Source organism: Nocardia sp. 149-1B (assembly GCF_057747975.1).
In genome coordinates this window covers 1,897,353-1,920,498 of record NZ_CM173233.1, presented here as the reverse complement: position 1 = coordinate 1,920,498, position 23,146 = coordinate 1,897,353, and the positions used below count along the sequence as shown (strand labels likewise).

Genomic DNA, 23,146 nt, shown 5'->3' with positions numbered 1-23,146 from the left:
CTGCTCGCCATGCAGATCGGCGTGCTGGGCACGACCGTGGCCAGCGACGCCTCCGGTCCGGTCAACCTGGGCGGTCCCAAGCAGCGTGCCCTGCTCGCGGCGCTGGCGCTGCACCGCGGGCGCGCGGTCGCCGTCGACACCCTCGCCGACCTGGTCTGGAACGGCACACCGCCGCCCGGGGTGTCCGGCACCATGCAGGGGTACGTCGCGGGGCTGCGCCGCGCGCTCGAGCCCGGGCGCACCACTCGCGGGGGCGGGAGCCTGCTGGTGACCGAGCAGCCCGGGTACGCGCTCCGGCTGCCCGAGGACCACCTGGACACGGCGGCCTTCGAGCAGGTCGTGTCGACGACCCACACCCGGGTCGCTCCGCTCGCGGACGCGCTGTGCCGGGGACGCGCCCTGCCCCCGGGCGCACCGGACGCGGGCGGCCTCGACGTCTTGCACCGCAGCCTCGAGGAGGCGCTCTCGCTGTGGCGTGGCGTGCCGTTCGCCGACCTGGGCGAGGCGCCCGCGGCCGAGACCGAACGGGCCAGGCTCGAGGAGCTGCGGGTGCTCGCCACCGAGGACCGTGCGGCGCTCGGCATCCTGCTGGGACTGCACGCCACGGTCGCCGCCGAGCTCGACGCCCTGACCCGCCAACACCCGCTGCGCGAGCGGGCCTGGGCGCTTCGGGCGCTGGCGCTCGCGGGCTCCGGGCGACAGGCAGACGCCCTCGCCGTGTTGCGCCAGGTGCGCGACGTGCTCGACGAGGAGCTCGGCCTCGAACCGGGCGCCGAGCTGCGCGCGGTGCAGACCGCCGTGCTGCGCCAGGAGACCACCGCGGTCCCGGCACCGGCCGACCCCGCTCAGACGCAGGCTCCGGCTCCCGCGGCGAGCGAGGTCCACGCCCCGCTCCCGTTCCCGTCTCCGTGGGGCTGGTCGCTCGCCGGCCGGGACGAGGAGCTGAGCGCGCTGACCGACCTGGTCCACAGCGTCGCCGCCGGAGACCGGTCACCGGCGTTCGTCGCGCTCACCGGTGAGCCGGGCATCGGCAAGAGCCGGCTGGCGATCGAGGCCGCGACGTACGCCGCCGACCACGGCATGAGGATCGCCTGGGGCCGCTGCTCCCAGGACGACGGCGCCCCCGCGCTCTGGCCCTGGGCCACGGTGCTCGAACGGCTGGGCTCGGAGCTGCCCACCAGCGACGCCGACGACGGCGGAGCGGCGTTCCGGGCCTGGGAGACGGTCGTGGAGGCGGTGCTGTCCGCGGCCACCTCGGCCCCGCTGATGCTGGTGATCGACGACCTGCACTGGGCCGACACCTCGAGCCTGCGGGTGCTGCGGCTGCTCACCGAGGCCGCGGTCGCCGAGGGTGCCGGGCCGCGGCTGCTGGTGCTCACGACGTGGCGCGAGCACCCGCCGCCGACCGGAGCGCTGGCGGAGGTGGCCGAGGCCCTGGCCCGCAAGCACGCGCTGCGCCTGCAGCTGCGCGGCATCAGCGCCGACGCCGCCGCGCAGGTGTTCGCCCAGATCACCGACGCCGAGCCGACCGGCGCCGAGACCGACGCGCTGCGCAGGCGTACGGAGGGCAACCCGTTCTTCCTCGTCGAGTACGCCCGGCTGGCCCGCGAGCGCGGCGACGTCGCTGCCCTGATGGCTGAGGCACAGCCACCGGCCGCCGTGCACGAGGTGCTCTCGCGGCGCCTCGCGCAGCTCGACGAGCCCACCCGCGAGCTGCTGCAGACCGCGAGCGTGCTGGGACGGATCTTCGAGCTCGGCACGCTCGCACGCACGATCCGCCCCGAGGACCCCGACGAGGACCGGGTCCTCGACGACCTCGACCCGGCGCTGGCCGCCGGACTCGTCGAGGAGGACGGCGTGGACCGGTTCCGGTTCACCCACGCGCTGGTGCGCGACACCGTGCTGGCGATCCTGCCGCAGTCGCGCCGGGCCCGCGTGCACGCTCGCGCGGCGGAGGCGCTGGCCGGGCGCGCCGGCCACGAGGCCGAGATCGCCCGGCACTGGCTGGCGGCGGGGCCGCGGCACCTCGCGCAGGCCTGGCCGGCTGCCCAGGCCGCGGCACGGTCCGCGACGGCCGTCTATGCGTACGTCGAGGCGCTGGAGATGCTCGAGCACGCGCTGCGCGCCCAGGACCAGGACACCGCGTCCGACGAGCGGGCCCGGTTCGAGCTGGTCGCCGACCTCGCCGAGGTGCTGCGCCGGGCCGGCCGCTGGGTCGAGCTGGGTGGCGTCGCCCACGAGGCCATCGAGGTCGCCGACGAGGTGGGCGACCTCGAGATGCTGATCCGCGCCGGTGAGATGACGAGCACGGGGTCGTTGTGGACGCCGGCCGGAGGCGTCGTCGACGAGGTCGTGGTCGACGCGCTGCGCCGCGCGCTCGATCGGCTGCCCGCCGGCGACGATCCGCGACGCTGCCGGGTGATGCTGGCGCTGGCGGGCGAGATCTACTACGGGGCGAGCGCCCAGGAGCGCGAGGCGCTCGCTGACGAGGCGGTTGCGATGGCGCGTCGTCTCGGCGATCCCGCGCTGTTGGCGGATGCCGCGCTCAAGGCCTCGATCGCGACCTGGCACCCACGGACCGCAGAGCGTCGCCTCGAGCTGGCCGGCGAGGCGGCCGACCTCGCCCGCGGGCTCGACGACACCGTGCTGCTGGCCTCGGCGCTGACCCTGCGCGCGGTCGCGGCCGGCGAGCTGGGCGACGTCGCGGTGCTCGAGGAGGCGCTCGCGGGTGCCCGGGTCGAGGCCGACCGCGTGCGCCACGTCTACGCCTACCTGCTGCTCGACTCGATCGAGGTCGCCTGGGCCGCGATGCGTGGCCGGAGCGACGACGTCAGCAAGCACCTGGGGCACCTCGCCGGCCTCGGCGAGGTCGTCTCGATCATCGGGTACGACGAGGCCATCGCCGGGGCGACGCTGATGCAGGTCATGTGGGAGGGCCAGATCGAGGCCGTCGCCGACGGCGTGCTCGCCCTCGCGCAGGACTCGTTCCTGCCGCTCTCCACCTCGATCGCGAGCATGCTGTGCCGGGCCGGACGACCCGACGAGGCGCGGGAGTACCTCGCCACGCACGAGGAGGAGATCCGCCGGACCATCGACGTCCAGACCTGGTTCGCCACGATGGCGCTGAGCATGGCCGCGGAGGCGGCGTGCTACCTGGGCGACCGCGCGCTGGCCGCCGCGGCGTACGAGCGCCTGGTCGGCTGCGCGGGCCGCCCGGCCTGCGCGGGGTCGGGCACCGTGGTCGGACCGGTCGACATCTTCCTCGCGATGGCCGCGCACGCCACCGGGGAGGACGGCCTCGCGGCCCGGCACGCCGACACGGCCCTCGAGCTCTGCGAGCGCTGGGACATCCCGCTCGCCGCCGACTGGGTCCGCGACCAGCGCGAGCGGTTCGGGTTCTAGAGCCCGGACCTCTCGCGCGCGGCGAGCACCTCGGGCACGTGGGTCTCGGCCCACTGGCGTACGGCGCGCAGCGGCACCAGTAGGGAGCGCCCGAGGTCGGTCAGCGCGTACTCGACGTGAGGCGGGTTGCCGCCCAGGTCGCGCCGGGCGAGCAGCCCGTCGGCCTCCATCGCCCGGAGGGTCTCGGTGAGCGCCTTGGGCGTGATCCCCCGGATGTGGGCCTTGAGCTGGGTGAACCGCAGCGGACCGTCCTCCAGCGCGTTGACGACGAACACCGTCCAGCGCGCCCCGATGCGGTGCAGCACCGTGCGGCTCGGGCAGGTGGCCGCCATGACGTCGTACGCCTTGACTGAGGGGCCCACGCGGTCCTCCCGGTAGCGTTGTAGATACCGGTATCCAATCTATACCGTCCGGGTCATGAACGAGAACCTCGCAGGCACCAGCATCCTCATCGTCGGCGGCACCCGGGGCATCGGCGCCGACCTCGCGCGGCGGGCCGCCCAGTCGGGCGCCCGCGTCGTGGTCGCCGGCCGGTCCGGCGCGGACGTCCGGGTCGACGTCACCGACGAGGCGACGATCGCGCGGGCCGCCGAGTCCCTCGGCGGCTTCGACCACGTGGTCTCCACCGCGTCGGCCCACCACGACGTCCGGGTCGCCGACCTGGAGCACGCCAAGATCCAGGTGGCGTTCGCCGCCAAGGTCGTCGGCCCCCTCCTGCTCGCCAAGCACTTCGCACCCCGGATGTCCGAGGGCGGTTCGTTCCTGTTCTTCTCCGGCATCGTGGGCTGGCAGCCCAAGCCCGGCACCGTCGTCAAGGGCACCGCGAACGCCGCTCTCGCGGCGCTCGTCACCCACCTCGCGGTCGAGCTCGCACCACTGCGCGTGAACGCGATCGCCCCCGGCATCACCGACTCCGGCGCCTGGGACATGCTCCCCGACGAGCGCCGCCAGGCGCTGTACGCCGGTGCCGCCGCTCGCTCGCTGACCGGCCGGGTCGGGACGCTCGAGGACGTCACCGACGCCGCGCTGTGGCTGCTGGGTGCCGGGTGGGTCACCGGCGAGACGATCCACGTCGACGGCGGCACCCGGCACCACTGACCGGCACCGACCGGGGTGCGGCGCGGGTCAGGCGTAGCGGAACGCCCGCTCCTCGCGCCGGGCGAAGCCGCGCCGGGTCAGCAGCCACACCACCCGGAACGGCGTACCGACCTCGGCGAAGGCGCGGTCGAGCACCTCGCGCGGGACCTCGTGCGCCGCCCACGGCACCATCCGCAGGGCACCGCGCAGCGACCCGCGGGCGTCGATGGCCTGCTGGATCCGCGCCCAGTCCTCGGCGGTGACCTCCCGTTGGATGACCTCGATCGCGTCGCCCTCCTCGTGGGCGAGGTGGCGGCGCAGCGACTCGCGGGCCGCGGCGATGCGTACGGCGAGGGCGGCCCGGGCGTCCTCGTCCGCACGCTGGGCGAGCCGGCGGAAACCGGCCGCGCACGACTCCAGCAGCGGGTCGATCTCGCCGTGCTCGGCCTCCATCGCCGTGAGCGTCGCGGCGTCCTCGGGCGGCACGAGCCGCTTCACCTCGGGCCAGATCAGGTCGTCCTCGGTGGTGTGGTGCTCGTGCAACGCCTCCGCGAACACCTGCCACCGGTCGGCGAGCAGCCGCCACGTGCGCCGGTCGCTCGCCGGGGTGTTGCGCACCGCCGGGACGAACGCGTCCAGGTCGCGCCGGAACGCGTGGTGCATCACGTACATCATGAACATGTCGACCGGTCCCTCGTGGGCCGCGGTCTGCCCGGGCAGCCGCAGCTGCCGGGGCCGGGCGCCGTGCGCGTTCGTGGTCATGTCGTCCTCTCCCCTGTCCTCTGACATCCGTCACACGCCGGCCGGCGTGTGCTCCCCGGTCTTGTCGAAGTCGTCCCAGGCGTCGCCGGACCCGGCCTCGGGGCCGGCGAGCGAGACGTGCCGCTCCGCCTCGATGGTCGGGAGCAGGCGGTCCAGCCAGGCCGGCAGCCACCAGTTCCACCGGCCGAGCAGCATCATCGTGGCGGGCACGAGCACCATCCGGACCACGGTGGCGTCGAGCGCGATCGCCACGGCCATGCCGAACCCGAGCTGCTTGACGACGGTGTCCGCCTCGGTCGAGAACCCGAGGAACACCACGACCATGATCGCCGCGGCCGAGGAGATCACCCGGCCGGTCGAGGCCAGGCCGCGCTCGACGCTCCCCCGGGCGTCGCCGGTGTGCAGCCACTCCTCCCGGATCCGCGAGAGCAGGAACACCTCGTAGTCCATGGAGAGCCCGAACAGGATCGCGAAGTTGAGGATCGGGATCCAGCTCGAGACGGCCACCGCGTGGTCGATGCCGAGCACGCTGCCGCCCCAGCCCCACTGGAACACCGCGGTCAGCACGCCGTACGACGCCCCGATGGACAGCAGGTTCATCAGCGCGGCCTTCACCGGCACCACGACCGAGCGGAACATCATCGCCAGCAGCAGCACCGACACCGCGACCACGAACCCGACGACCAGCCACAGCCGGCTCGCGAGCATCCCGGAGATGTCGGCGAACAGCGGCGTGGTGCCCGTGACCTCGACGCCGGCCGGGAGGTCGTCACGCAAGCTCGTGACCAGCTCGGAGGTGCGCTCGTCGGAGGGACCGGTGGTCGGCTCCGCGTCGAAGACCGCGATCGCGCCGTCGGGGCTCGTGACCGGGGTGGTGACCCCGGCGATGCCCGCGTGGTCGGCGACCTGCTCGGACACGTCGTCGGCGTCGGCCCGGGCGGTGTCGACGACGATCGTGAACGGGCCGTTGGCGCCGGCGCCGTACTCGCCGTCGATGAGGTCGTAGGCCCGGCGCACGGAGGTCTCGGGACTGTTGCTGCTGCCGTCCTGGGGCCAGGTGCGCATCCCGAGCGTCGGGGCGGCGAGCAGCAGCAGGAACGTGAGCGCAGCGAGCGCGGCGGCGAGCGGCCGGCGGCCCACGCGGGCCGCCCAGCGAGCGGTGAGGGGTGCCCGGTCGCGGCGGGCGCGGCCCGCGCGGGTACGCCGCGGGAGCAGCCGTCGGCCGGCGAGTCCGCACAGCGCCGGCACCAGCGTGACGGCCGCGGCCAGCACGGAGACGACCGCGATCGCGGTCGCGTAGCCGAACGTCGAGTAGACGGGCAGGCCGCCCAGGCGCAGACCCAGCAACGAGATCAGCACGGTGGCCGAGGCGAACACGACCGAGCGTCCCGCGGTCGCCATCGCCCGGCCCGCGGCCTCGCACGTGTCCAGACCCTGGGCGAGGAACTCCACGTGCCGGGTGACGAGCAGGAGCGCGTAGTCGATGCCCACGCCGAGCCCGACCATCGTCGCGACCGTCGGCGCAGCCGTGCTCACGTCCATCGTGGCCGCGAGCAGCGTCACGCCGGCCGACCCGACGGCCAGGCCCATGAGGGCAATCGCCAGCGGGAGCCCGGCGGCGATCACCGAGCCGAACGCGACCACCAGCAGCACGAGGGCCGCGATGACGCCGGCGATCTCTCCGGTGCCGGTCATGTGCGACTCCGCGCCACCCGGCAGCTCGCCGCCCAGCTCGGCCTGGAGGCCGGCGTCGCGCAGCGGCTCGATCGCGTCGACGAGCGGGTCGTACCCGTGCTCGCCGACCAGGTCGGGGTCGGTCGTGGGGACGTCGTACGAGACCGTGACGAGCGCGGTGTCGCCGTCGGCGGAGACGCGGGGCTCGGTCACGCGACTGGCGTGGTCGAGGCCGCGCAGCCGCTGGACCAGGGCCCCGAGGTCGGCGGCTTCCAGGGAGCGACCGCTGGGGTCGTGGACCACGACCTGGGCAGTGGCACCGCCGGCGGCGGGCAGGTGCGCCCGCAGCTGCTCGATGCCCACCTGGGCACGCGCGTCGGGGATGTCGTAGTCGTCGTGGGTGGTGCCACCGAGCGCGCCGGCGAGCCCGAACGCCACGACGGCGACCACGAGCCACGCGGAGATCGTCCGCCACGGATGAGCCGCGGCGCCGTTGCCGAGGCGGTAGAGGATGCGGTTCACGGGTGCTCCCTGTTTGAGGCTGTTCGCAGGTCGGTCTGTGGGAGCACTCTGGGTCGCGCTACTTGAGGCCGACTGGGAGCCGGCTTGGGGTCGTCCCTCAGGATGGAGCGGTGCGTCGCGCCGTGGCCCCTCTCCTCGCGGTGACCGTGGCGTTGGTGCTGGCCGACTCGGCGGTGGTGACGCTCGCGCTCCCCGACATCCTGCGGAACCTGGACACCTCGGTGGCGCAGGTGGCCTGGGTGCTGATCTCGTTCAACCTGGTGCTCGGGCTGGTCGCCGTACCGACCGCGTTGGTCTTCACCCGCACCCAGCCACGGATCCTCAGCGCCGTCGGCATCTCGGTGTTCGCGGGAGCCTCGGCGTGGTGCGCCGTCGCGCCCTCGATCGAGGTGCTCATCGCCGCCAGGTGCGTGCAGGCGCTGGGCGGCGCGCTGGCGCTCCTGGGGTGCCTGGAGCTGCTGGTCGCGGAGTACGGCGAGCGCCGCGGCGCGGCGGCTTGGGTGACGGCCGGTGTCGTGGGCACCGCGACGGGACCGGTGGCCGGCGGGCTGCTGACGCAGGCGGTCTCGTGGCAGGCGATCTTCTTCGTCCAGGTGCCGGTCGCGGTGCTGGCGGTACCCGCGGCGCTCAGCGTCCGCGCGGCGCCGGCGGTCACCGACCGGCACCGTCCTGCGTGGCGCCCCAACCTGACGCTGGCGCTGCTGTCGGCGGCCCTCACCGCGGCACTGTTCCTGCTGGTCCTGCTGCTGGTCGACGGTTGGGGCCGCTCCCCCGCCACGGCAGCGATCACCGTGTCGGTGGTGCCGGTCGGTGCGTTGGCCGCCCGCCCGCTGGCGCGGCTGCTGCGCCCGAGCGAGGCGGCCGAGACCGCGGTCGGGTGCTTCCTGATCGCCGGCGGACTCGTGGCGCTGGCGATCCCGCCCTCCGCCCACCTGGCCTGGACGGTGGCGCCCCAGGCTCTGGTCGGCGTCGGTCTCGGGCTGACGGTCGACCGCCTGACCGCGCGGGCGATGCACCTGCGGCTGCCCCGCGTGGAGCACGCCGGCTGGACCATCGGCGCGCGCCACGTGGGCGTGGTGCTGGGACTGGCGATCCTCACACCGGTGTTCACCGCGGACCTCCAGGACGCGCAGGCGCCGGCCCAGGAGGCGATCGCCTCACTCGTGCTGGACGCGCCGCTGCCGGCGCAGGACAAGGTCGCGCTCGCGCGGTCGCTCGGCGACGAGCTCAGCGACCAGCAGGGTCAGGTGCCCGACCTGCACCGCGCCTTCGCGGCAGCCGACTTCGACCCAGCGGTCCGGCCCGCGGCGGCCGCCCTGGAACGCGACCTCGACGCCCAGCTCGAGCGCGCGGCGACGCGGGCGTTCCGGGACTCCTTCCTCGTGGGTGCCGCCCTCGCCCTGCTGGGGCTGCTCAGCGTCGCCGTCCCGGTCCGGCGGAGGTCCGCATGACGCCCCGAACGCTGGGTCTTCCCGCCGTCGCCGCGACGCTCGTGGCGGGTGTGCTCGCCGTCCAGGTGGCGTACGGCGGGGGCACGTTCGAGCCGCTCCGGCCGGCCGACCCCTGTGCGGGCCGGGTCGTGGAGTCCACGTCGACCGGCATCGAGGGACTCAGCGAGCGCCTGGTGCTGATCGCTGTCGACCGGGCCGCGTGCCAGCTGGATCTCAGTCGAGAGCGGTTCCTCCTCGACGTTGCCGGCAGCGACGCACACCCGGACTCCGAGATCGATGCGCTGCGGGACGGACTGCACGTCGCCGTACGCCAGATGAAGGCCGACGGCACCCTCCCTCCGGCCTCGGACCTCGTCGACGAGGCGCTCGACTCGGCCGATCTCGACGGCCTCCTGGAGGCGGTGATCCGGGTGTTGCCCGACTCCGCGATCGACGCCGCGCTCAAGACCGACGACGTCCTCGACCGCGCGATCGACGACCTCGACCTGCGCGCGCTGCTCGCGGACCTCGACGACCAGCACGATCTCGAGGTGAGGGTCGAGGTCGCGGTCGGCGCCGCCGTCAAGGACTCACTCGTCGCCCGGGTGCGGGACCTCGTCTAGCGGCCGGCGCCAGGTCGCGACGCCCTCGTCGAGGTGCAGCTCCGCGTCGGTCTGCGCGGCGGCCTCGGCGTCGTGGGTGGCGACCACGACGATCGCACCACGGTCGGCCTCGGCGCGCAGCGCGGCCATCGCCCGCTCGCGGTTGGCGGCGTCCAGGTCGCTGGTCGGTTCGTCGGCGAGGAGCACCACGGCGCGGGCGGCGAGCGCGCGAGCGAGCGCCACCCGCTGCTGCTGCCCGCCGGAGAGCTCCTCGATCAAGTGGTTGCCGGACTCCTCGAGGCCGACGAGCGCGAGCGCCTCACGCGTACGCCGATGGGCGTCCGCGGCCTGGACGCCCATCGCGAGCAGCGGCACCACGACGTTCTCGGTCGCGGTGAGCGAGGACGCCAGGGCGTTGCCCTGCGGCACCATGACCACCCCGAGGGCTGCGGCCTGCTGCCGGTCGGTCAGGGGCGTCTCCCCCAGGTGCACCTCCCCGGCCGTCGGGGTCAGCGCCCCCGCCAGCGCCCACAGCAGCGTGGACTTGCCGGCGCCGGAGGGACCGGTCACCGAGACGAGCCGCCCGGCGCCGACCGTCAGGTCCAGCGGATGCAGTGCCAGGAGCTCGGCGTACGACACCGAGAGGCCGGCGGCACGCAGCTCACTCATCGGGCTCCTCCTCGGGGACCAGGAGGTAGCCGTTTCCTTCCTCCGACGGGTGGAAGCGCACCAGGGTGCCCGGGGCCAGCTGGGCGCGGACATGGCCCGGCAGCGGCAGGAACCCGTCGGGGGTGACCACGGCGTACTCCTCGCCGCTGCGCCCCTCGCCACCGACGCGGCCGTCGCGGATCGTGATCGTGCGAGGCAGGAACGCCGCGACGTCCGGGTCGTGGGTGACGATCACGACCGTGGTGCCGAGGTCGCGGCTGGCCGACGCGATCGCGGACAGCACCTGGTCGCGGGCCGCGTGGTCGAGCTGGCTGGTCGGTTCGTCGGCGAGCAGCAGCCCAGGCCGCATCGCCATCGCGACCGCGAGCGCCGCCAGCTGCAGGTGGCCGGGCGTGAGCTCGGCCAGTGGACGGTTGGCGTCGGCGCCGAGGCCCAGCCCGTCGAGCACGGCGTCCGGATCGGGCAGGTCCTTGCCGGCCCGGCGGGCCGCGTGCTGGGCGAACCGCACGTTCCCGTGGGCGGAGTGGTACGGCAGCAGGTTGCGGCCGGCGCCCTGGAGCATCAGCGCGACGTCCCGGGCGCGCATCTGGTCCAGCTCGCGGGGGGTCGCCGCGGAGAGCTCGAGGTCACCGACGTGGACCTTGCCGGCGCTGGGTCGGAACACGCCCGCGAGCAGGCTGAGCAGGGTCGACTTCCCGGCCCCTGATGGACCGAGCAGACCGACCAGCTCGCCGGGTGCGACGTCGAGGTCGACCCCCGAGAGCGCCGCGACCTCGTGCCCCTCGGACCGGTAGATGTGCACCAGCCGCCGGGTGCTGACGCGCAGGCCGCTCACAGGTCGCCCTCCCGGAGTCGTCGTACGGCGGCGCGCCGGGCCAGCGCGCGCCCGATCAGGACGCTACCGCCGCCGAGCACCACCAGCGATCCCAAGGAGGCCAGGCCGACCGCGAGCCAGGCCGTTCCGAGGTCGAGCGTCGAGACTGCGGGCTGGCCGGCGAACAGCGGGACGGTCGGCAGCGCGAGGTGCGCGCCGTACACGCCGGCCACGGTCCCCGCGATGACACCGACCACGACCGCAGGCAGCTGCGCCGCCACCGCCATGGTGCCGATGTGGCGACGCGACACACCGCTCATCCGCAAGGCGGCGAGGTCACGGGTGCGCGAGCGCCAGCTGCTCGCCGCCCCCACCACGAGCACGAGCAGCGCGAGCAGCACAGCCGCGGCGCCCACCAGCGCCGCGAGCTGGATGCTCCAGGCCGCGGCGGAGTCGTCGAAGCTGCTCCGGATCTCGGTCAGGGTGGAAGTGGTGGTCACCCGGATGCCGCGCTGCTCGAGGGCCGCGGTGAGCGCAGCGAGCAGATCGGGGTCGTCCTGGGCGAACCACACCTGGATGCGCGCGCCCGTGGCGAGAGCGACGCCCCGCTCGACCAGGTCGAGGTTCACCAGGACCGCGTGCGGCCCCGCACCCGGAATCAGGTCGAGGTCGGCGACCTCGTCCGCCCCCAGGACGCTCCCGTCGAGGGCGCTGATGTCGAACAGGTGGTCCCGGGCTCCGGGCGGGAAGCCTCCGGTCAGCAGCGCCGGTGCTTGGCTCGGCAGCCACACCTGGGGCATCCGGATCTCGCTGGCGCCGTCGGTCTGCACCTGCACGGTGAGCCGGCCGGGATCGGTCGACTCGGGCTGCATCCGGCCCTGGGCGTCGTCGTCCACCGGGGTCCATTGACCAGCCGGCCCGATCGCGACCGGGGCTTCGCCGCGCATGTCGCGCAGCGTCACCGATCCGGTGATCGAGGCCGCCGGGAGGGTCTGCAACCAGATCGCGGACACGTAGCAGCCATCGCGGCACGAGACTGCGGCCCCAAGCCGGGCGCGGTCGACCGGCCCCTGCAACGACCCGAGCGTGGTGTGCAGGGTCTCCCCGCCCGACGTGACGAGGTCGACCCCCAGCGACAGCGGGCCGGGCTTGCCGTCGGCGCGCACCGACGCCAGCGAGGATCCGTCGATCGTCAGGCTCAGGTGATCCCCGGTGACCTCGAGCGGGTCGACATCGGGGAGGGCGAGTCCCTGCCAGCTCTTGGCTGACGGTGCGCCACCGGGGAAGAGCGCGATGCGACGGAACTGGTCCGGCACCACGGCCATCGTCTCGATCGCCCCCGTGCCGGGTGGTCGGATGCGCACCACCGGCGTGAGCCGACCCCCGCCGGGGTCGACCGCGGCGAGCGCGTCTCGCACCGCGACGAGGTCGCCACCCTCGACGTCCGCGACGAGGCGCGCGCCAGCCTGTTGCTCGGAGGCGCCAGCACGGTTGCGGCCACCGATGACGAATGCATCGGCCGAGAAGACGGCCAGCGCCGCGGCGAGCGTCACGATCGCGACGACGCGGCGGGTGGCCGGGCTGCGGGCGGCGTCGAGGAGGCTCACGGCCGCCCGGACCCGACCGCGCCTCAGCGTCCGGCGTCCGGCGACCGCCGCGAGTGGGGTCGTGAGGTGGGCCAGGATCAGGCCGACCACGATCGCGAGGAGCCCGGGAGCGCCGAGCGCGATAGGACCGTCCAGACCGCCCGTGGCGAAGACCACGACGAGCGAGCCGGCACCGGCGACCACGAGGGTGTCACCGGTCCCCATCGCCCAGTTGCTCCGCCGCGGTGGCACCCGCCGCAGCAGTGTCTCGACCGGTTCGCGCGCGACGCGAGTGATGGCCAGGGCCGTGAGGAGCACGAGCGCGAGCACGGCGATGCCGACGGCCTCCAGCAGACGCAGACCGGTCTCGAAGGGCGCGTGACCAGGGAGCGCGACGGTCCGCGCGAACGTGGTCCCCGCCAGGGCGAGGGCGACGCCCGGCACGACACCGCTGAGGGCGACCGGGAGGAGCTCTCCGGCCAGCAGCGCGCGAGCTCCCCGGCGGCCTCGTCCACGCAGACGGGCCAGGGCGACCTCGGGGCGACGCTGCTCGGTCACCGCGAGCAGGGTCAGCCACAAGACGACCAGGGCGAGGAGCCCGAGCTGGGCCATCAGCAGCGGAACGGTCACCCGGGACTGGTCGGTCTGGTCCGCCACGTCCTCGGCGATGTCCGGGACACCGGATCGGACGTCGACGGAGAACGGCGCGACCGGTGACGCACCCGCCGCCGCGAGCTCGTCGATCCCCGTGGCGAGCGACGTCAAGTCGTCCACCCCGAGGTCTTCGGCGTCCAGCGGCAACCCCAGCGTGGCCGACTGCTCCGGCATGGCCGGCAGTCGGCTGCCCTCGAACGTCGACCGGTCGGTGAGCCACGCGTCGTGCTGCACCCGGCTCAGCAGACCCGGGTCCGCGAGCCCGGAGCGACCGGTCAGGGCGAGGCCGAGCCAGTAGCCGTCGTCGAGCGCCTTCTCGTAGACCCCGCTGACGCGCAGGCCGACCGACAACGCGCCGCCAGTGTCGTCCTCGCTCTCCGTCGCAGGGTCGATCCTCAGCCGGCTCCCCACGTGCAGATCGAAGTTGTCCGCGTCAGCGGCGCTCACGGCGATCTCGCCCGGCGCCGCCGGGCAGTCGCCCTGCACCAGCTTCACGTGCTCGCACTCGCCCTGGCGCCAGACGAGGTCACCTTCCGGGTCGTTCGGCTGCCCGGGCTGCACGCCGGCGCTGGCGCGATATCCCAGGACCGGCGAGAGATAGGAGGCGCGCATGCTCGGGCTCACCAGCTCGAGCAGGTACTCCGGCTTCGCGTTGGAGAAGTGCGCGCCCAGCCCGCTGCTCATCTGGAGCGCGACCGTGGCCGGGTCCGCGCGTTCGACCTTGATGTCGGTGAGCGCCTGCTGCATGGCGCGGTCGTAGAGCGGCGCGAACGCCGCGCACGCGGTGACGAGGGCGGCGAGGGCGCCGAGAGCGAGCGCCTGGAACGGCCGATAGCGCACGATCACCGGCGACCGTCCCCCGACCTGTCCACCGGGTCAGCATGCCATCCCGGGTCCGGCTGAGGCCGGGAGGTCGCCGCGCGTGTGTGGCGGGGGGTGGGTCCGCTCCCGGAACTTCGCGGCCGCCGCTCACCACCGATCGCTCCAGCGCGCTTTGCGACCGGACGTGGTGCGCGGTTCCTGCGCTGGGCCCATCCCCCGCGTATCCCGACTCTCTCCGCGTCGGACCGCGCGGCGTAGAGCCCTTGGTCCCGGAGCCGTCGGGTCCTGGGCCCGTACGCCGTCGGGACATCGGACTCTGGACGGCGGTCGCGTGTAGTCTGACCGGCAGCCGTGCGTTCGGGAGCCTCCGCCGTGGACCTCCCGGGACCCGGCGGCTGCGAGGCACGTACGCCGATGAGGTCCCACCGGGTCGAGCGTTGATGGCGCTGCCGTGACCACCTCCGAGTCGCGGGACGACCACGTCCTCGAGGCGATGACCCGCAGGATCCGTACGGCGCGGAGCGTGGTCGAGCGGTGTCGCAACGGGCCGGTCGCCCGCAACGAGCTGGCCGACGCCCGTCACGAGCTGATGCTCGCCCTGCGCGACTACGTCGCGGCGCTGGAGCGCCGCAAGCTGCCGGTGCCCTGGCGGATGCAGGCCGAGCTGAAGTTGCACCGCGACCTCTTCGACCGCTGACCCGACGGGCCCGACCAGACGCACGAAGGGCGGGTCGCGACTCTCGTCGTGACCCGCCCCCCGTGAGGTGCGCCGGTGACTACTGGGCGCGGACGTTCTCCGCCTGCGGGCCCTTGGGGCCCTGCGTCACGTCGAACTCGACCCGCTGCTCGTCCTTGAGGGACTTGAAGCCGGTGCCAGCGATCGCGGTGTGGTGGACGAACACGTCCGGGCCGCCGCCATCCTGGGCGATGAAGCCGAAGCCCTTGTCGTCGTTGAACCACTTCACGGTGCCTTGAGCCATCTTGGTATTCCTTGTTCGTGTCGAAGTCGACATGGACGGCGATACTCGCCGGCCACGGAGCTGAAGACATCTGCGCTTTGCTTGATGTCCAGCTGACCGAAGACCAAGGTGTGAGTGAGACGAACCGGTGGCTCAGGAGCGAGCACCGAGGGACCGGAGTCCCTTCAACACCACGAGCGTAGCAGCGTGCGGGTCGATCGTCGCTTCGTCGAGTCAGACGCGGTCACCCGAGGAAGCTGAACCGCACCTCGCGCTCGGCGTTGTCGACGTTGAGGTCGACCAGGCACACGCTCTGCCAGGTGCCCAGCGCGAGCCGGCCGCCGAGGACCGGGACCGTGGCGTACGGCGGTACGAACGCGGGCATCACGTGCGAGCGACCGTGGCCGCGGCTGCCGTGGGCGTGCCGCCACCGGTCGTCGGCCGGGAGCAGATCGGCGAGGGCGGCGAGCAGGTCGTCGTCGCTGCCGGCACCGGTCTCGATGATCGCGATCCCCGCCGTGGCGTGCGGCACGAACACGTGCAGCAGGCCGTCGCCGCGTCCGGACACGAAGTCCCGGCAGTCGTCGGTGAGGTCGAGCACGGTCTCGCGGGTGCCGGTGCGATAGCTGCGGGTCTCGGAATCCACGGGCCGATCGTGCCACGGGCCGTTACGGTCACGTTCGTGGACGTGCGTTCCCTGGCCTACCGCACCGACCTGGCCCTGCTGGCCGCCTCCGGCAGCGAGGTCGAGCACCACGACGGCCACGTGGTGGTCCGGACTCCGGCGAACCCGACGTACTGGTGGGGAAACTTCCTGCTGCTCGCACGGCCGCCGACGCCGGCGGAGGTGCCGCACTGGCTGGCCGCGACCGCGGCGACTCATCCAGGGTCCACCCACGTCGCGATCGGCATCGACGGCAGCCAGGGCACTCTTGAGGACCTCGGACCCCTCGCCGTGGCCGGGCTCGACGTCGAGGTGGCGACCGTGATGACCGCCGCCGCGGTGCACGAGCCGCCGCGGCCGAACCACGAGGCGACGTACCGGCCGCTGCGCAGCGACGACGACTGGGACCAGCAGGTGGCCCTCGGCATCGCCGGAGAGCACGAGGACAGCGGCGCGGACTTCGTCGTCGCGAAGACGGCGGCGGAGCGGGCGATGACCGGACGGGGCACGGGCGAGTGGTGGGGAGCGTTCCTCGGGGATCGACTGGTGGCCTCGATGGGACTGTTCGAGGCGAGCCCTGGGCTGGCGCGGTTCCAGAACGTCAAGACGCACCCGGACGTCCGCGGTCGCGGGCTGGCCGGCACGCTCGTGCACGAGGTGAGCCGGTTCGGGTTCGACCAGCTCGGCGCCGAGACGCTGGTGATGGTCGCCGACCCCGACTACCTGGCGATCCGCGTCTACCGCTCGGTCGGCTTCTCCGACACCGAGACCCAACTCCAGGCGTCCCGGAAGCCGACCTAGACGTTCGTGCCCGCCCGGCCCTCGGGGTCGCGCACGCCACCGGCGCAGGACGCCGACGGCTCGGGGGCGGTCGCACCACCGCCGAACGTGCGGAGGAACAGCGCCAGCCGCGGGTCGTCGGCGCCGTCGAGCTCGAGCTGGCGGCCCCACACGGTCACGACGACCGGCGCGTCGAGGCCCGGGTACGGCGAGAGGATGCCGTTCGGCGGCAGCGCGTCGGCCAGGGCGTCGACGTCGTCCGGGCCGAGCCCGGGCCGGTAGGTGATCCAGACCGTGCCGTGCTCGAGGTCGTGCACGGCATTCTCGTCGCGGACCGGCTCGTCGTAGACCCCGCAGTCGAGCCAGACGGGCGCGTGCTGTCCGCCCACCGGCGGCGACTGCGGGTAGTCGACGTCCGCGTCGGTGTGGCTGCGGGACAGGTCGTCGTACTCGCGCACCGCCGCCAGGCTGGCCGCCTCGGCTGCGGCCTCGGGCGCCCGGGCGTGGCGGACGACCAGCGGCACCGTCACCGCCAGCGCGAGCACCAGGACCGCCGCTACGACGGCCAACACGACCGGCAACGCCCGCCGCGGCGGTGCAGGTGGTGGCGGGAGTGGTGCCGGCGGTGGGTACGCCGGCGGTGGCGGCGGGTACGCCGGTGGCGGGGGCAGGTCGTCCATCAACGGCCGGTCACTCGGCCAGCAGTCGCTCGACGCGCTCGACCTTGGCGGTCAGCTGGTCGTCGTACCCGGGCCGGATGTCGGCCTTGAGCACCAGGCCCACGCGCGGGGAGACCGCGGCCACGACGTCGACGGCCCGCTTGACCACGGCCATCACCTCGTCCCACTCCCCCTCGATGTTGGTGAACATCGCGTTGGTCTCGTGCGGGAGACCCGACTCGCGGACCACCCGGACGGCGGCCGCGACCGCCTCGGACACGCCGCCGGTCTCGTCGCCGGTGGTCGGGGAGATGCTGAACGCCACGATCATGGGGCCACGGTAGCCAGCGACCCGGCACGCAACCGGCCCAGGGCGTCGCGCGCCTGCGACTTCACGGTGCCCACGGAGATGCCGAGGACCGCCGCGGTCTCCTTCTCCGTGAGGTCCTCGTAGTAGCGCAGCACGATCACCGCGCGCTGCCGGGGCGCCAGCGCTGCCAGTGCCTGCTGGAGCTCGACCCGGTCGCTGCTGGGGCCCTCGACCGCGGTCTCGGGCAGCCGATCGGTGTGCACCTCGCGCCACCGGCGCCCCCGCCACCGGCTGACGCTCTCGCGCACCAGGATCTTGCGCACGTACGGCTCCGGCTGGTCGGCGATCCGCTTCCAGTGCGGCACCGCCTTCACCAGCGCCACCTGCACCAGGTCCTCGGCGTCCTCGTGGCTGCCCGTGAGCAGGTACGCCGTGCGCAGCAGCGCCCCCCGCCGCGCCGCGACGTACTGCTCGAAGGAGTCGCGTGCCTCGTCAGACCCGGACACGTCGCCTCCAGAGGACGAGAGCGCCCGCCGCCGTGACCGTGATGACGACGACGAGAGCCGCCATCGCTCGGGGGTCCATCGGCGACGGCGGATGCACGGCGTGCACCGACGGCGCGGCGAGCAGGTCGGTCGCGAGCTGCCAGCCCCCGCAGCACGCATCGGGGAACCGAACGAGCTCCTCCGACTGCCCGGTCGAGACCGATACGCGGTACAACGCACTCGCGTACGAGTCGCGGGCTCCGGCTCGTTCGAGCGTGACGATCGTGTCCTGGTCCAACCAATCGACGGTCCCGAAGGTCCGCTTGCTTCGGGGCACCTCTCGCAGCTCACCGATCGGCCCCGCGTAGACGGAGTTCGGGTTCCGGTTCCCGGGCACGACCGAGACTCGCCGGCCCGCGGCGTCCATGGCCAGGAAGTGCAGTCCCCCCACAGCACCCGAGGTCGCAGGAGCCTCGATCTCGCGCGTGCGGTGCGGATGGGCGAGATCCACCAGCAACTGACTCCGGGCAGTCGAGCCGTCGACGACGATGCGCCCGTGACCGGCACCTTCCAGCCAGGCGCCGTCCTCCACGCCCGGCACCGGACGCGGCTCGCCGCCGAGCGGCCAGGCGGTCACGGTGCCGAAGGTCGAGCTCGACTGGTCCATGTCGGGGTCGTCGTCGCCTCCGCGAATCTGACCCGCAGAGAACACCACCGTGCGGGCGTCGGCCCAGGTGAGGAAGTCCGGCATCAGCCCATGGGCGGTCTCGATCCAGTGCCTCGACACCTCGCCCGTCGTCGTGTCGAGGACGGCGACGCCCGTGATCGGGCCCGAGTCGGTGTTGGGGGTGTCGGTGGTCGGCCCGGTCAGCCAGTACGCCACATGCTGTCCGTCCGGCGCCAGCTCGAGCTCACCCGTTCCGCCCTCCGCGCCGGGCAGGTCGAGGAACGCGTACTCCCCCGAGGTCGCCGAGATGCCGACGACGCCTTCGTCTGTGCCCGTCCAGCTCAACTTGTCGGCAGCAGACACCGCGACGAGCTGGCCGGGGCGGCCGGTCGACGGCAGCCACGGGCTCGGGCTCCACATCCGGTCCGGCAGACCCACGGACCCACCCGACGGGGCGGGAACGGACGGCGACTGACGCCAGTAGGTCGTCGCCACCACCCCGAGCAGAACGACGGCAGCGGCGACGATCGCACCCGTCCCGATGCGCCGCCGCCGGTGGAACCGGCGCGCCCGGTCCCACAGGTCCGGGACGGGTCCGCCCGGTGGGGCGTCACCCGCCAGCTCGGTCAGCCGGTCGTGCAGTGAGGTGGTCATCGATCCTCCCGGAAGGTGCTCTCACCTCTACCCACGCGACCAGCCCCCGAAAAGGAGGGGTCCACCCCGAAATGACGTTGACCCGCCCGAAGGTTTCGGGCGGGTCAACGTGGAGCTGGGTCAGGCCTTGCGCAGATTCCGCAGGACGTACTGCATGATCCCGCCGTTGCGGTAGTAGTTCGCCTCGCCGGGGGTGTCGATGCGGACGACCGCGTCGAACTCGACGTCGCCGGCCTTGACCTTGACGGTCCGCGGCGTGGTGCCGTCGTTCAGCTCGGTCACGCCGGTGATCGAGAACGTCTCCTCACCGGTGAGCCCCAGCGACTCGGCGTTCTGGCCCTCGGGGAACTGCAGCGGCAGCACGCCCATGCCGATCAGGTTGGAGCGGTGGATGCGCTCGTAGGACTCCGCGATCACGGCCTTCACACCGAGCAGCGCGGTGCCCTTGGCGGCCCAGTCACGCGAGGAGCCCGACCCGTACTCCTTGCCGGCGAGGACGACCAGCGGCGTGCCGGCGGCGAGGTACTTCTCCGAGGCCTCGAACACCGTGGTCACGTCGCCGTTGCCGGTGAAGTCGCGTGTGAAGCCGCCCTCGGTGCCCGGCGCCAGCTGGTTGCGCAGCCGGATGTTCGCGAACGTGCCGCGGATCATCACCTCGTGGTTGCCGCGGCGCGAGCCGTAGGAGTTGAAGTCCCGCTGCTCCACACCGTGCTCGGCGAGGTACTTGCCGGCCGGGGAGTCCTTCTTGATCGCACCCGCGGGCGAGATGTGGTCGGTCGTGACCGAGTCGCCCAGCTTGAGCAGCACCCGGGCGGCCTCGATGTCGGCGACCGGCTCCGGCTCGTCGGGCATCCCGTCGAAGTACGGAGGCTTGCGGACGTACGTCGAGTCCTCGTCCCACGCGAAGGTCTTGCCCTCGGGGGTCGGCAGCGAGCGCCACTGCTCGTCGCCGGCGAACACGTCGGCGTAGTCGGTGGCGAACATCTCCGAGGTGATCGCGTCGGCGATGACGTCCTCGATCTCCTGGGCGGTCGGCCAGACGTCGCGCAGGAAGACGTCGTTGCCGTCCTGGTCCTGGCCCAGCGGGTCGTTGAACAGGTCGACGTCCATCGAGCCGGCCAGCGCGTAGGCGACCACCAACGGCGGCGACGCCAGGTAGTTCATCTTGATGTCGGGGTTGATCCGGCCCTCGAAGTTGCGGTTGCCCGAGAGCACCGAGACGACCGCGAGGTCGTTCTCGTTGACGGCCGCGGAGACCTCGGGGATCAGCGGGCCGGAGTTGCCGATGCAGGTGGTGCAGCCGTAGCCGACCAGGTTGAACCCGAGCTTGTCGAGGTACGGCGTGAGGCCGGACTTCTCGTAGTAGTCGGAGACCACCTTGGACCCGGGGGCCAGCGTCGTCTTGACCCACGGCTTGCGCTGCAGGCCCTTCTCGACGGCCTTCTTCGCGACCAGGGCCGCACCGATCATCACCGACGGGTTGGAGGTGTTGGTGCACGACGTGATCGCCGCGATCGTCACCGCACCGTGGTCGAGCTCGAAGCTGGCGCCGTCGGCCAGTGTGACCTGGGCGGGGTTGCTCGGGCGGCCGACCGCACCGGACCCGGCGGCGACGTGACCGTGGGGCGGCGCCTCGCCGTGGCCGTTGGCCGGGGCGTCCGAGGCGGGGAAGGACTCGGCGACGGCCTCGTCGTACCCGTTCTCGTCACCCTTCTCGTCGACGTAGTCGGCGAGCGCGACCCGGAAGGACTCCTTGGCCTCCGAGAGCGCCACGCGGTCCTGCGGGCGCTTGGGGCCGGCGAGCGACGGCACGACGGTGGCGAGGTCGAGCTCCAGCTTCTCGCTGTAGCGGGGCTCGGCGGACGGGTCGTGCCAGAGGCCCTGCTCCTTGGCGTAGGCCTCGACGAGGGCGAGCTGCTCCTTGGGGCGGCCGGTGAGCTCGAGGTACTTCACGGTCTCCTCGTCGATCGGGAAGACCGCGATCGTGGAGCCGAACTCCGGGCTCATGTTGCCGATCGTGGCGCGGTTGGCCAGCGGCAGCGCCGAGACGCCCGGTCCGTAGAACTCGACGAACTTGCCGACGACGCCGTGCTTGCGCAGCATCTCGGTGATCGTCAGCACCAGGTCGGTGGCGGTCGCGCCCTCGGGGAGGTCGCCGTTGAGCTTGAAGCCGACGACGCGCGGGATGAGCATCGACACCGGCTGGCCGAGCATCGCGGCCTCGGCCTCGATGCCGCCGACGCCCCAGCCGACCACGCCGATGCCGTTGACCATCGTGGTGTGGGAGTCGGTGCCGACGCAGGTGTCCGGGTACGCGAGCAGCTCGCCGTCGACCTCGCGGGTGAAGACCGTGCGGGCCAGGTGCTCGATGTTGACCTGGTGCACGATGCCGGTGCCCGGCGGGACGACCTTGAAGTCGTCGAAGGCGCCCTGGCCCCAGCGCAGGAACTGGTAGCGCTCACGGTTGCGCTCGTACTCGATCTCGACGTTGCGGGCGAACGCCTCGGGCGTGCCGAAGACGTCGGCGATCACGGAGTGGTCGATGACCATCTCGGCGGGCGCGAGCGGGTTGATCTTGGACGGGTCGCCGCCCAGCTCGGCCATCGCCTCGCGCATCGTGGCGAGGTCGACGACGCACGGGACGCCGGTGAAGTCCTGCATGATCACGCGCGCCGGCGTGAACTGGATCTCCTTGCTCGGGTCGGCGTCGGCATCCCAGCCGGCGATCGCCTTGATGTCCTCGGCGGTGATGTCCGCGCCGTCCTCGGTGCGCAGGAGGTTCTCCAGCAGCACCTTGAGGCTGAAGGGCAGCGACGCGACGTCGAGCCCCTCGCCGGCGACCGCGTCCAGGCGGAAGATCTCGTAGGACTTCCCGTCCACGTCCAAGGTGCTCTTGGCACCGAAGCTGTCCTGACTGGCCACAGCAGTCATCTCCTGATGTCTCGTCGTCGTCTCGGCTGCTCGGCCCATCCTGCCGCCGTCCGGGAGCACTTCAAAAGGAAGGCTGCCCTTACTCTCGCGCTCCGGCGGCGCTGGTCGGGTCGAGGTATATCTCTTGACGTCAAGATACATGACATCGAGCGGATTCTGAAGTGAGGCCAGCCAGCCGAACCCTCAACCCTGGGCGAGCTCCGCGTTGTGCTGCCACTGCTCCCAGGAGGCGAGGCGCGACTCGTAGTCGGCCTTCGCGATGCCGAGCGGCGCCGAGCCCAGGAACGCACGCAGCGGCGGCTCCTCGGCGTCGACGATCGCCAGGACGGCGGCGGCGGAGGCGGTCGGGTCGCCCGGCGTGCCGACGCGCTTCTTGCGGGCCTCGGCGGTCTGCGCGTGCAGCTCGGCGTACGCCGGCAGCTCGGCCGAACGCCTCGACGAGGATCCGCCCCAGTCCGTCGCGAAACCACCGGGCTCGATCAGGGTGACGTGGATGCCGAAGCCGGCGACCTCCTGCGCCAACGCCTGGGAGAAGCCCTCCAGTGCCCACTTCGAGGCGTGGTAGGCGCCGACCAGCGGGAACGCCGAGATCCCGCCGATCGACGACACCTGCAGGATGTGGCCGGAGCCCTGCTCGCGCAGGAACGGCAGCGCCGCCTGCGTCACCCACATGGCGCCGAAGACGTTCGTCTCCATCTGGTCGCGGAACTCCTGCTCGGTGAGCTCCTCGACGAAGCCGAAGTGGCCGTAGCCCGCGTTGTTGACCACGACGTCGAGCCGGCCGAAGTGGTCGTGCGCCTGCCGGACGGCAGCGAAGTCGGCGTCACGGTCGGTGACGTCGAGCTGCAGGGCGAGCACGGAGTCGCCGTACCTGGCGACGACGTCGTCGAGGGTGCTGGTGTCGCGGGCGGTGGCGGCGACGCGGTCGCCGCGCTCGAGGGCGGCGATCGTCCACTCGCGGCCGAAGCCGCGGGACGCGCCGGTGATGAACCAGGTCTTCGGGGTAGAAGTCATGACCTCGAA

General features: G+C 73.1%; 20 protein-coding genes. 6 read left to right on the top strand and 14 right to left on the bottom strand.

From position 1 onward, the window contains the following. Positions 1–9 precede the first annotated feature (9 nt). Positions 10–3,402, top strand: coding sequence for an ATP-binding protein (locus tag AC3ANS_RS09170; protein WP_488295852.1), 3,393 nt, complete (start codon positions 10–12; stop codon positions 3,400–3,402). Here AC3ANS_RS09170 and AC3ANS_RS09165 read toward each other — a convergent pair. Then, the gene (locus AC3ANS_RS09165) at positions 3,399–3,734 is read right to left on the bottom strand and encodes a winged helix-turn-helix transcriptional regulator (protein ID WP_488296461.1); all 336 of its coding nucleotides are present in this window, start codon (positions 3,732–3,734) and stop codon (positions 3,399–3,401) included. The genes AC3ANS_RS09170 and AC3ANS_RS09165 overlap by 4 nt on opposite strands. 85 nt (positions 3,735–3,819) lie before the next feature. On the opposite strand from AC3ANS_RS09165, the gene AC3ANS_RS09160 reads away from it, so the two are divergent. Continuing rightward, positions 3,820–4,500, top strand: coding sequence for an SDR family oxidoreductase (locus AC3ANS_RS09160; protein WP_488295851.1), 681 nt, complete (start codon positions 3,820–3,822; stop codon positions 4,498–4,500). Between the two features lie 27 nt (positions 4,501–4,527). Here AC3ANS_RS09160 and AC3ANS_RS09155 read toward each other — a convergent pair whose 3' ends face one another. Together AC3ANS_RS09155 and AC3ANS_RS09150 are read right to left on the bottom strand one after the other, a co-directional pair. Next, positions 4,528–5,241 carry a hemerythrin domain-containing protein gene (locus tag AC3ANS_RS09155; protein WP_488295850.1) on the bottom strand — a complete coding sequence of 238 codons (714 nt, stop codon included), beginning with the start codon at positions 5,239–5,241 and terminating at the stop codon, positions 4,528–4,530. Positions 5,242–5,271: 30 nt separating this feature from the next. Further along, entirely contained in the window at positions 5,272–7,437 is a 2,166-nt protein-coding gene (locus AC3ANS_RS09150) for an MMPL family transporter (RefSeq protein WP_488295849.1), read from the bottom strand. A gap of 110 nt (positions 7,438–7,547) precedes the next feature. Between AC3ANS_RS09150 and AC3ANS_RS09145 the strand changes: the two genes are divergently transcribed. Then, a complete protein-coding gene (locus AC3ANS_RS09145; protein ID WP_488295848.1) occupies positions 7,548–8,888 on the top strand; it encodes an MFS transporter in 1,341 nt (446 codons plus the stop codon). Beyond that, positions 8,885–9,490, top strand: a complete 606-nt coding sequence (locus tag AC3ANS_RS09140) for a hypothetical protein (RefSeq protein ID WP_488295847.1) — start codon at positions 8,885–8,887, stop codon at positions 9,488–9,490. The genes AC3ANS_RS09145 and AC3ANS_RS09140 overlap by 4 nt, the downstream gene beginning before the upstream one ends. Here AC3ANS_RS09140 and AC3ANS_RS09135 read toward each other — a convergent pair. The 3 genes from AC3ANS_RS09135 to AC3ANS_RS09125 are packed head-to-tail and all read right to left on the bottom strand — an operon-like array spanning position 9,458 to position 14,038. After that, positions 9,458–10,138, bottom strand: a complete 681-nt coding sequence (locus tag AC3ANS_RS09135; RefSeq protein WP_488295846.1) for an ATP-binding cassette domain-containing protein — start codon at positions 10,136–10,138, stop codon at positions 9,458–9,460. The genes AC3ANS_RS09140 and AC3ANS_RS09135 overlap by 33 nt on opposite strands. Continuing rightward, positions 10,131–10,973 carry an ABC transporter ATP-binding protein gene (locus tag AC3ANS_RS09130; RefSeq protein ID WP_488295845.1) on the bottom strand — a complete coding sequence of 281 codons (843 nt, stop codon included), beginning with the start codon at positions 10,971–10,973 and terminating at the stop codon, positions 10,131–10,133. The genes AC3ANS_RS09135 and AC3ANS_RS09130 overlap by 8 nt, the downstream gene beginning before the upstream one ends. After that, positions 10,970–14,038: an FtsX-like permease family protein gene (locus AC3ANS_RS09125; RefSeq protein ID WP_488295844.1), complete on the bottom strand. Its 3,069-nt coding sequence runs from the start codon at positions 14,036–14,038 to the stop codon at positions 10,970–10,972. Before AC3ANS_RS09125 ends, AC3ANS_RS09130 begins: the two co-directional genes overlap by 4 nt. 427 nt (positions 14,039–14,465) lie before the next feature. Between AC3ANS_RS09125 and AC3ANS_RS09120 the strand changes: the two genes are divergently transcribed. After that, entirely contained in the window at positions 14,466–14,711 is a 246-nt protein-coding gene (locus AC3ANS_RS09120; protein ID WP_488295843.1) for a hypothetical protein, read from the top strand. A gap of 79 nt (positions 14,712–14,790) precedes the next feature. Here AC3ANS_RS09120 and AC3ANS_RS09115 read toward each other — a convergent pair whose 3' ends face one another. Continuing rightward, positions 14,791–14,994, bottom strand: a complete 204-nt coding sequence (locus AC3ANS_RS09115; RefSeq protein WP_488295842.1) for a cold-shock protein — start codon at positions 14,992–14,994, stop codon at positions 14,791–14,793. A gap of 223 nt (positions 14,995–15,217) precedes the next feature. Beyond that, on the bottom strand, positions 15,218–15,619 hold the full coding sequence (locus tag AC3ANS_RS09110; protein ID WP_488295841.1) for a YjbQ family protein: 402 nt from the start codon (positions 15,617–15,619) through the stop codon (positions 15,218–15,220). Between the two features lie 36 nt (positions 15,620–15,655). On the opposite strand from AC3ANS_RS09110, the gene AC3ANS_RS09105 reads away from it, so the two are divergent. Next, the gene (locus AC3ANS_RS09105) at positions 15,656–16,438 is read left to right on the top strand and encodes a GNAT family N-acetyltransferase (protein ID WP_488295840.1); all 783 of its coding nucleotides are present in this window, start codon (positions 15,656–15,658) and stop codon (positions 16,436–16,438) included. Here AC3ANS_RS09105 and AC3ANS_RS09100 read toward each other — a convergent pair. The 6 genes from AC3ANS_RS09100 to AC3ANS_RS09075 all read right to left on the bottom strand — a co-directional run bounded on the left by AC3ANS_RS09100 (position 16,435) and on the right by AC3ANS_RS09075 (position 23,137). Next, positions 16,435–16,989: a thioredoxin-like domain-containing protein gene (locus AC3ANS_RS09100; protein WP_488295839.1), complete on the bottom strand. Its 555-nt coding sequence runs from the start codon at positions 16,987–16,989 to the stop codon at positions 16,435–16,437. The genes AC3ANS_RS09105 and AC3ANS_RS09100 overlap by 4 nt on opposite strands. A 118-nt stretch (positions 16,990–17,107) precedes the next feature. Continuing rightward, positions 17,108–17,407, bottom strand: a complete 300-nt coding sequence (locus AC3ANS_RS09095; protein WP_488295838.1) for an MTH1187 family thiamine-binding protein — start codon at positions 17,405–17,407, stop codon at positions 17,108–17,110. After that, a complete protein-coding gene (locus tag AC3ANS_RS09090; RefSeq protein ID WP_488295837.1) occupies positions 17,404–17,892 on the bottom strand; it encodes a SigE family RNA polymerase sigma factor in 489 nt (162 codons plus the stop codon). Before AC3ANS_RS09090 ends, AC3ANS_RS09095 begins: the two co-directional genes overlap by 4 nt. Next, entirely contained in the window at positions 17,879–19,192 is a 1,314-nt protein-coding gene (locus AC3ANS_RS09085) for a hypothetical protein (protein WP_488295836.1), read from the bottom strand. Before AC3ANS_RS09085 ends, AC3ANS_RS09090 begins: the two co-directional genes overlap by 14 nt. A gap of 120 nt (positions 19,193–19,312) precedes the next feature. Next, on the bottom strand, positions 19,313–22,123 hold the full coding sequence (locus tag AC3ANS_RS09080) for an aconitate hydratase (RefSeq protein WP_488295835.1): 2,811 nt from the start codon (positions 22,121–22,123) through the stop codon (positions 19,313–19,315). A gap of 183 nt (positions 22,124–22,306) precedes the next feature. After that, positions 22,307–23,137 (bottom strand): SDR family oxidoreductase, encoded by an 831-nt coding sequence (locus tag AC3ANS_RS09075; RefSeq protein WP_488295834.1) that lies wholly within the window; start codon positions 23,135–23,137, stop codon positions 22,307–22,309. Positions 23,138–23,146 lie beyond the last annotated feature (9 nt).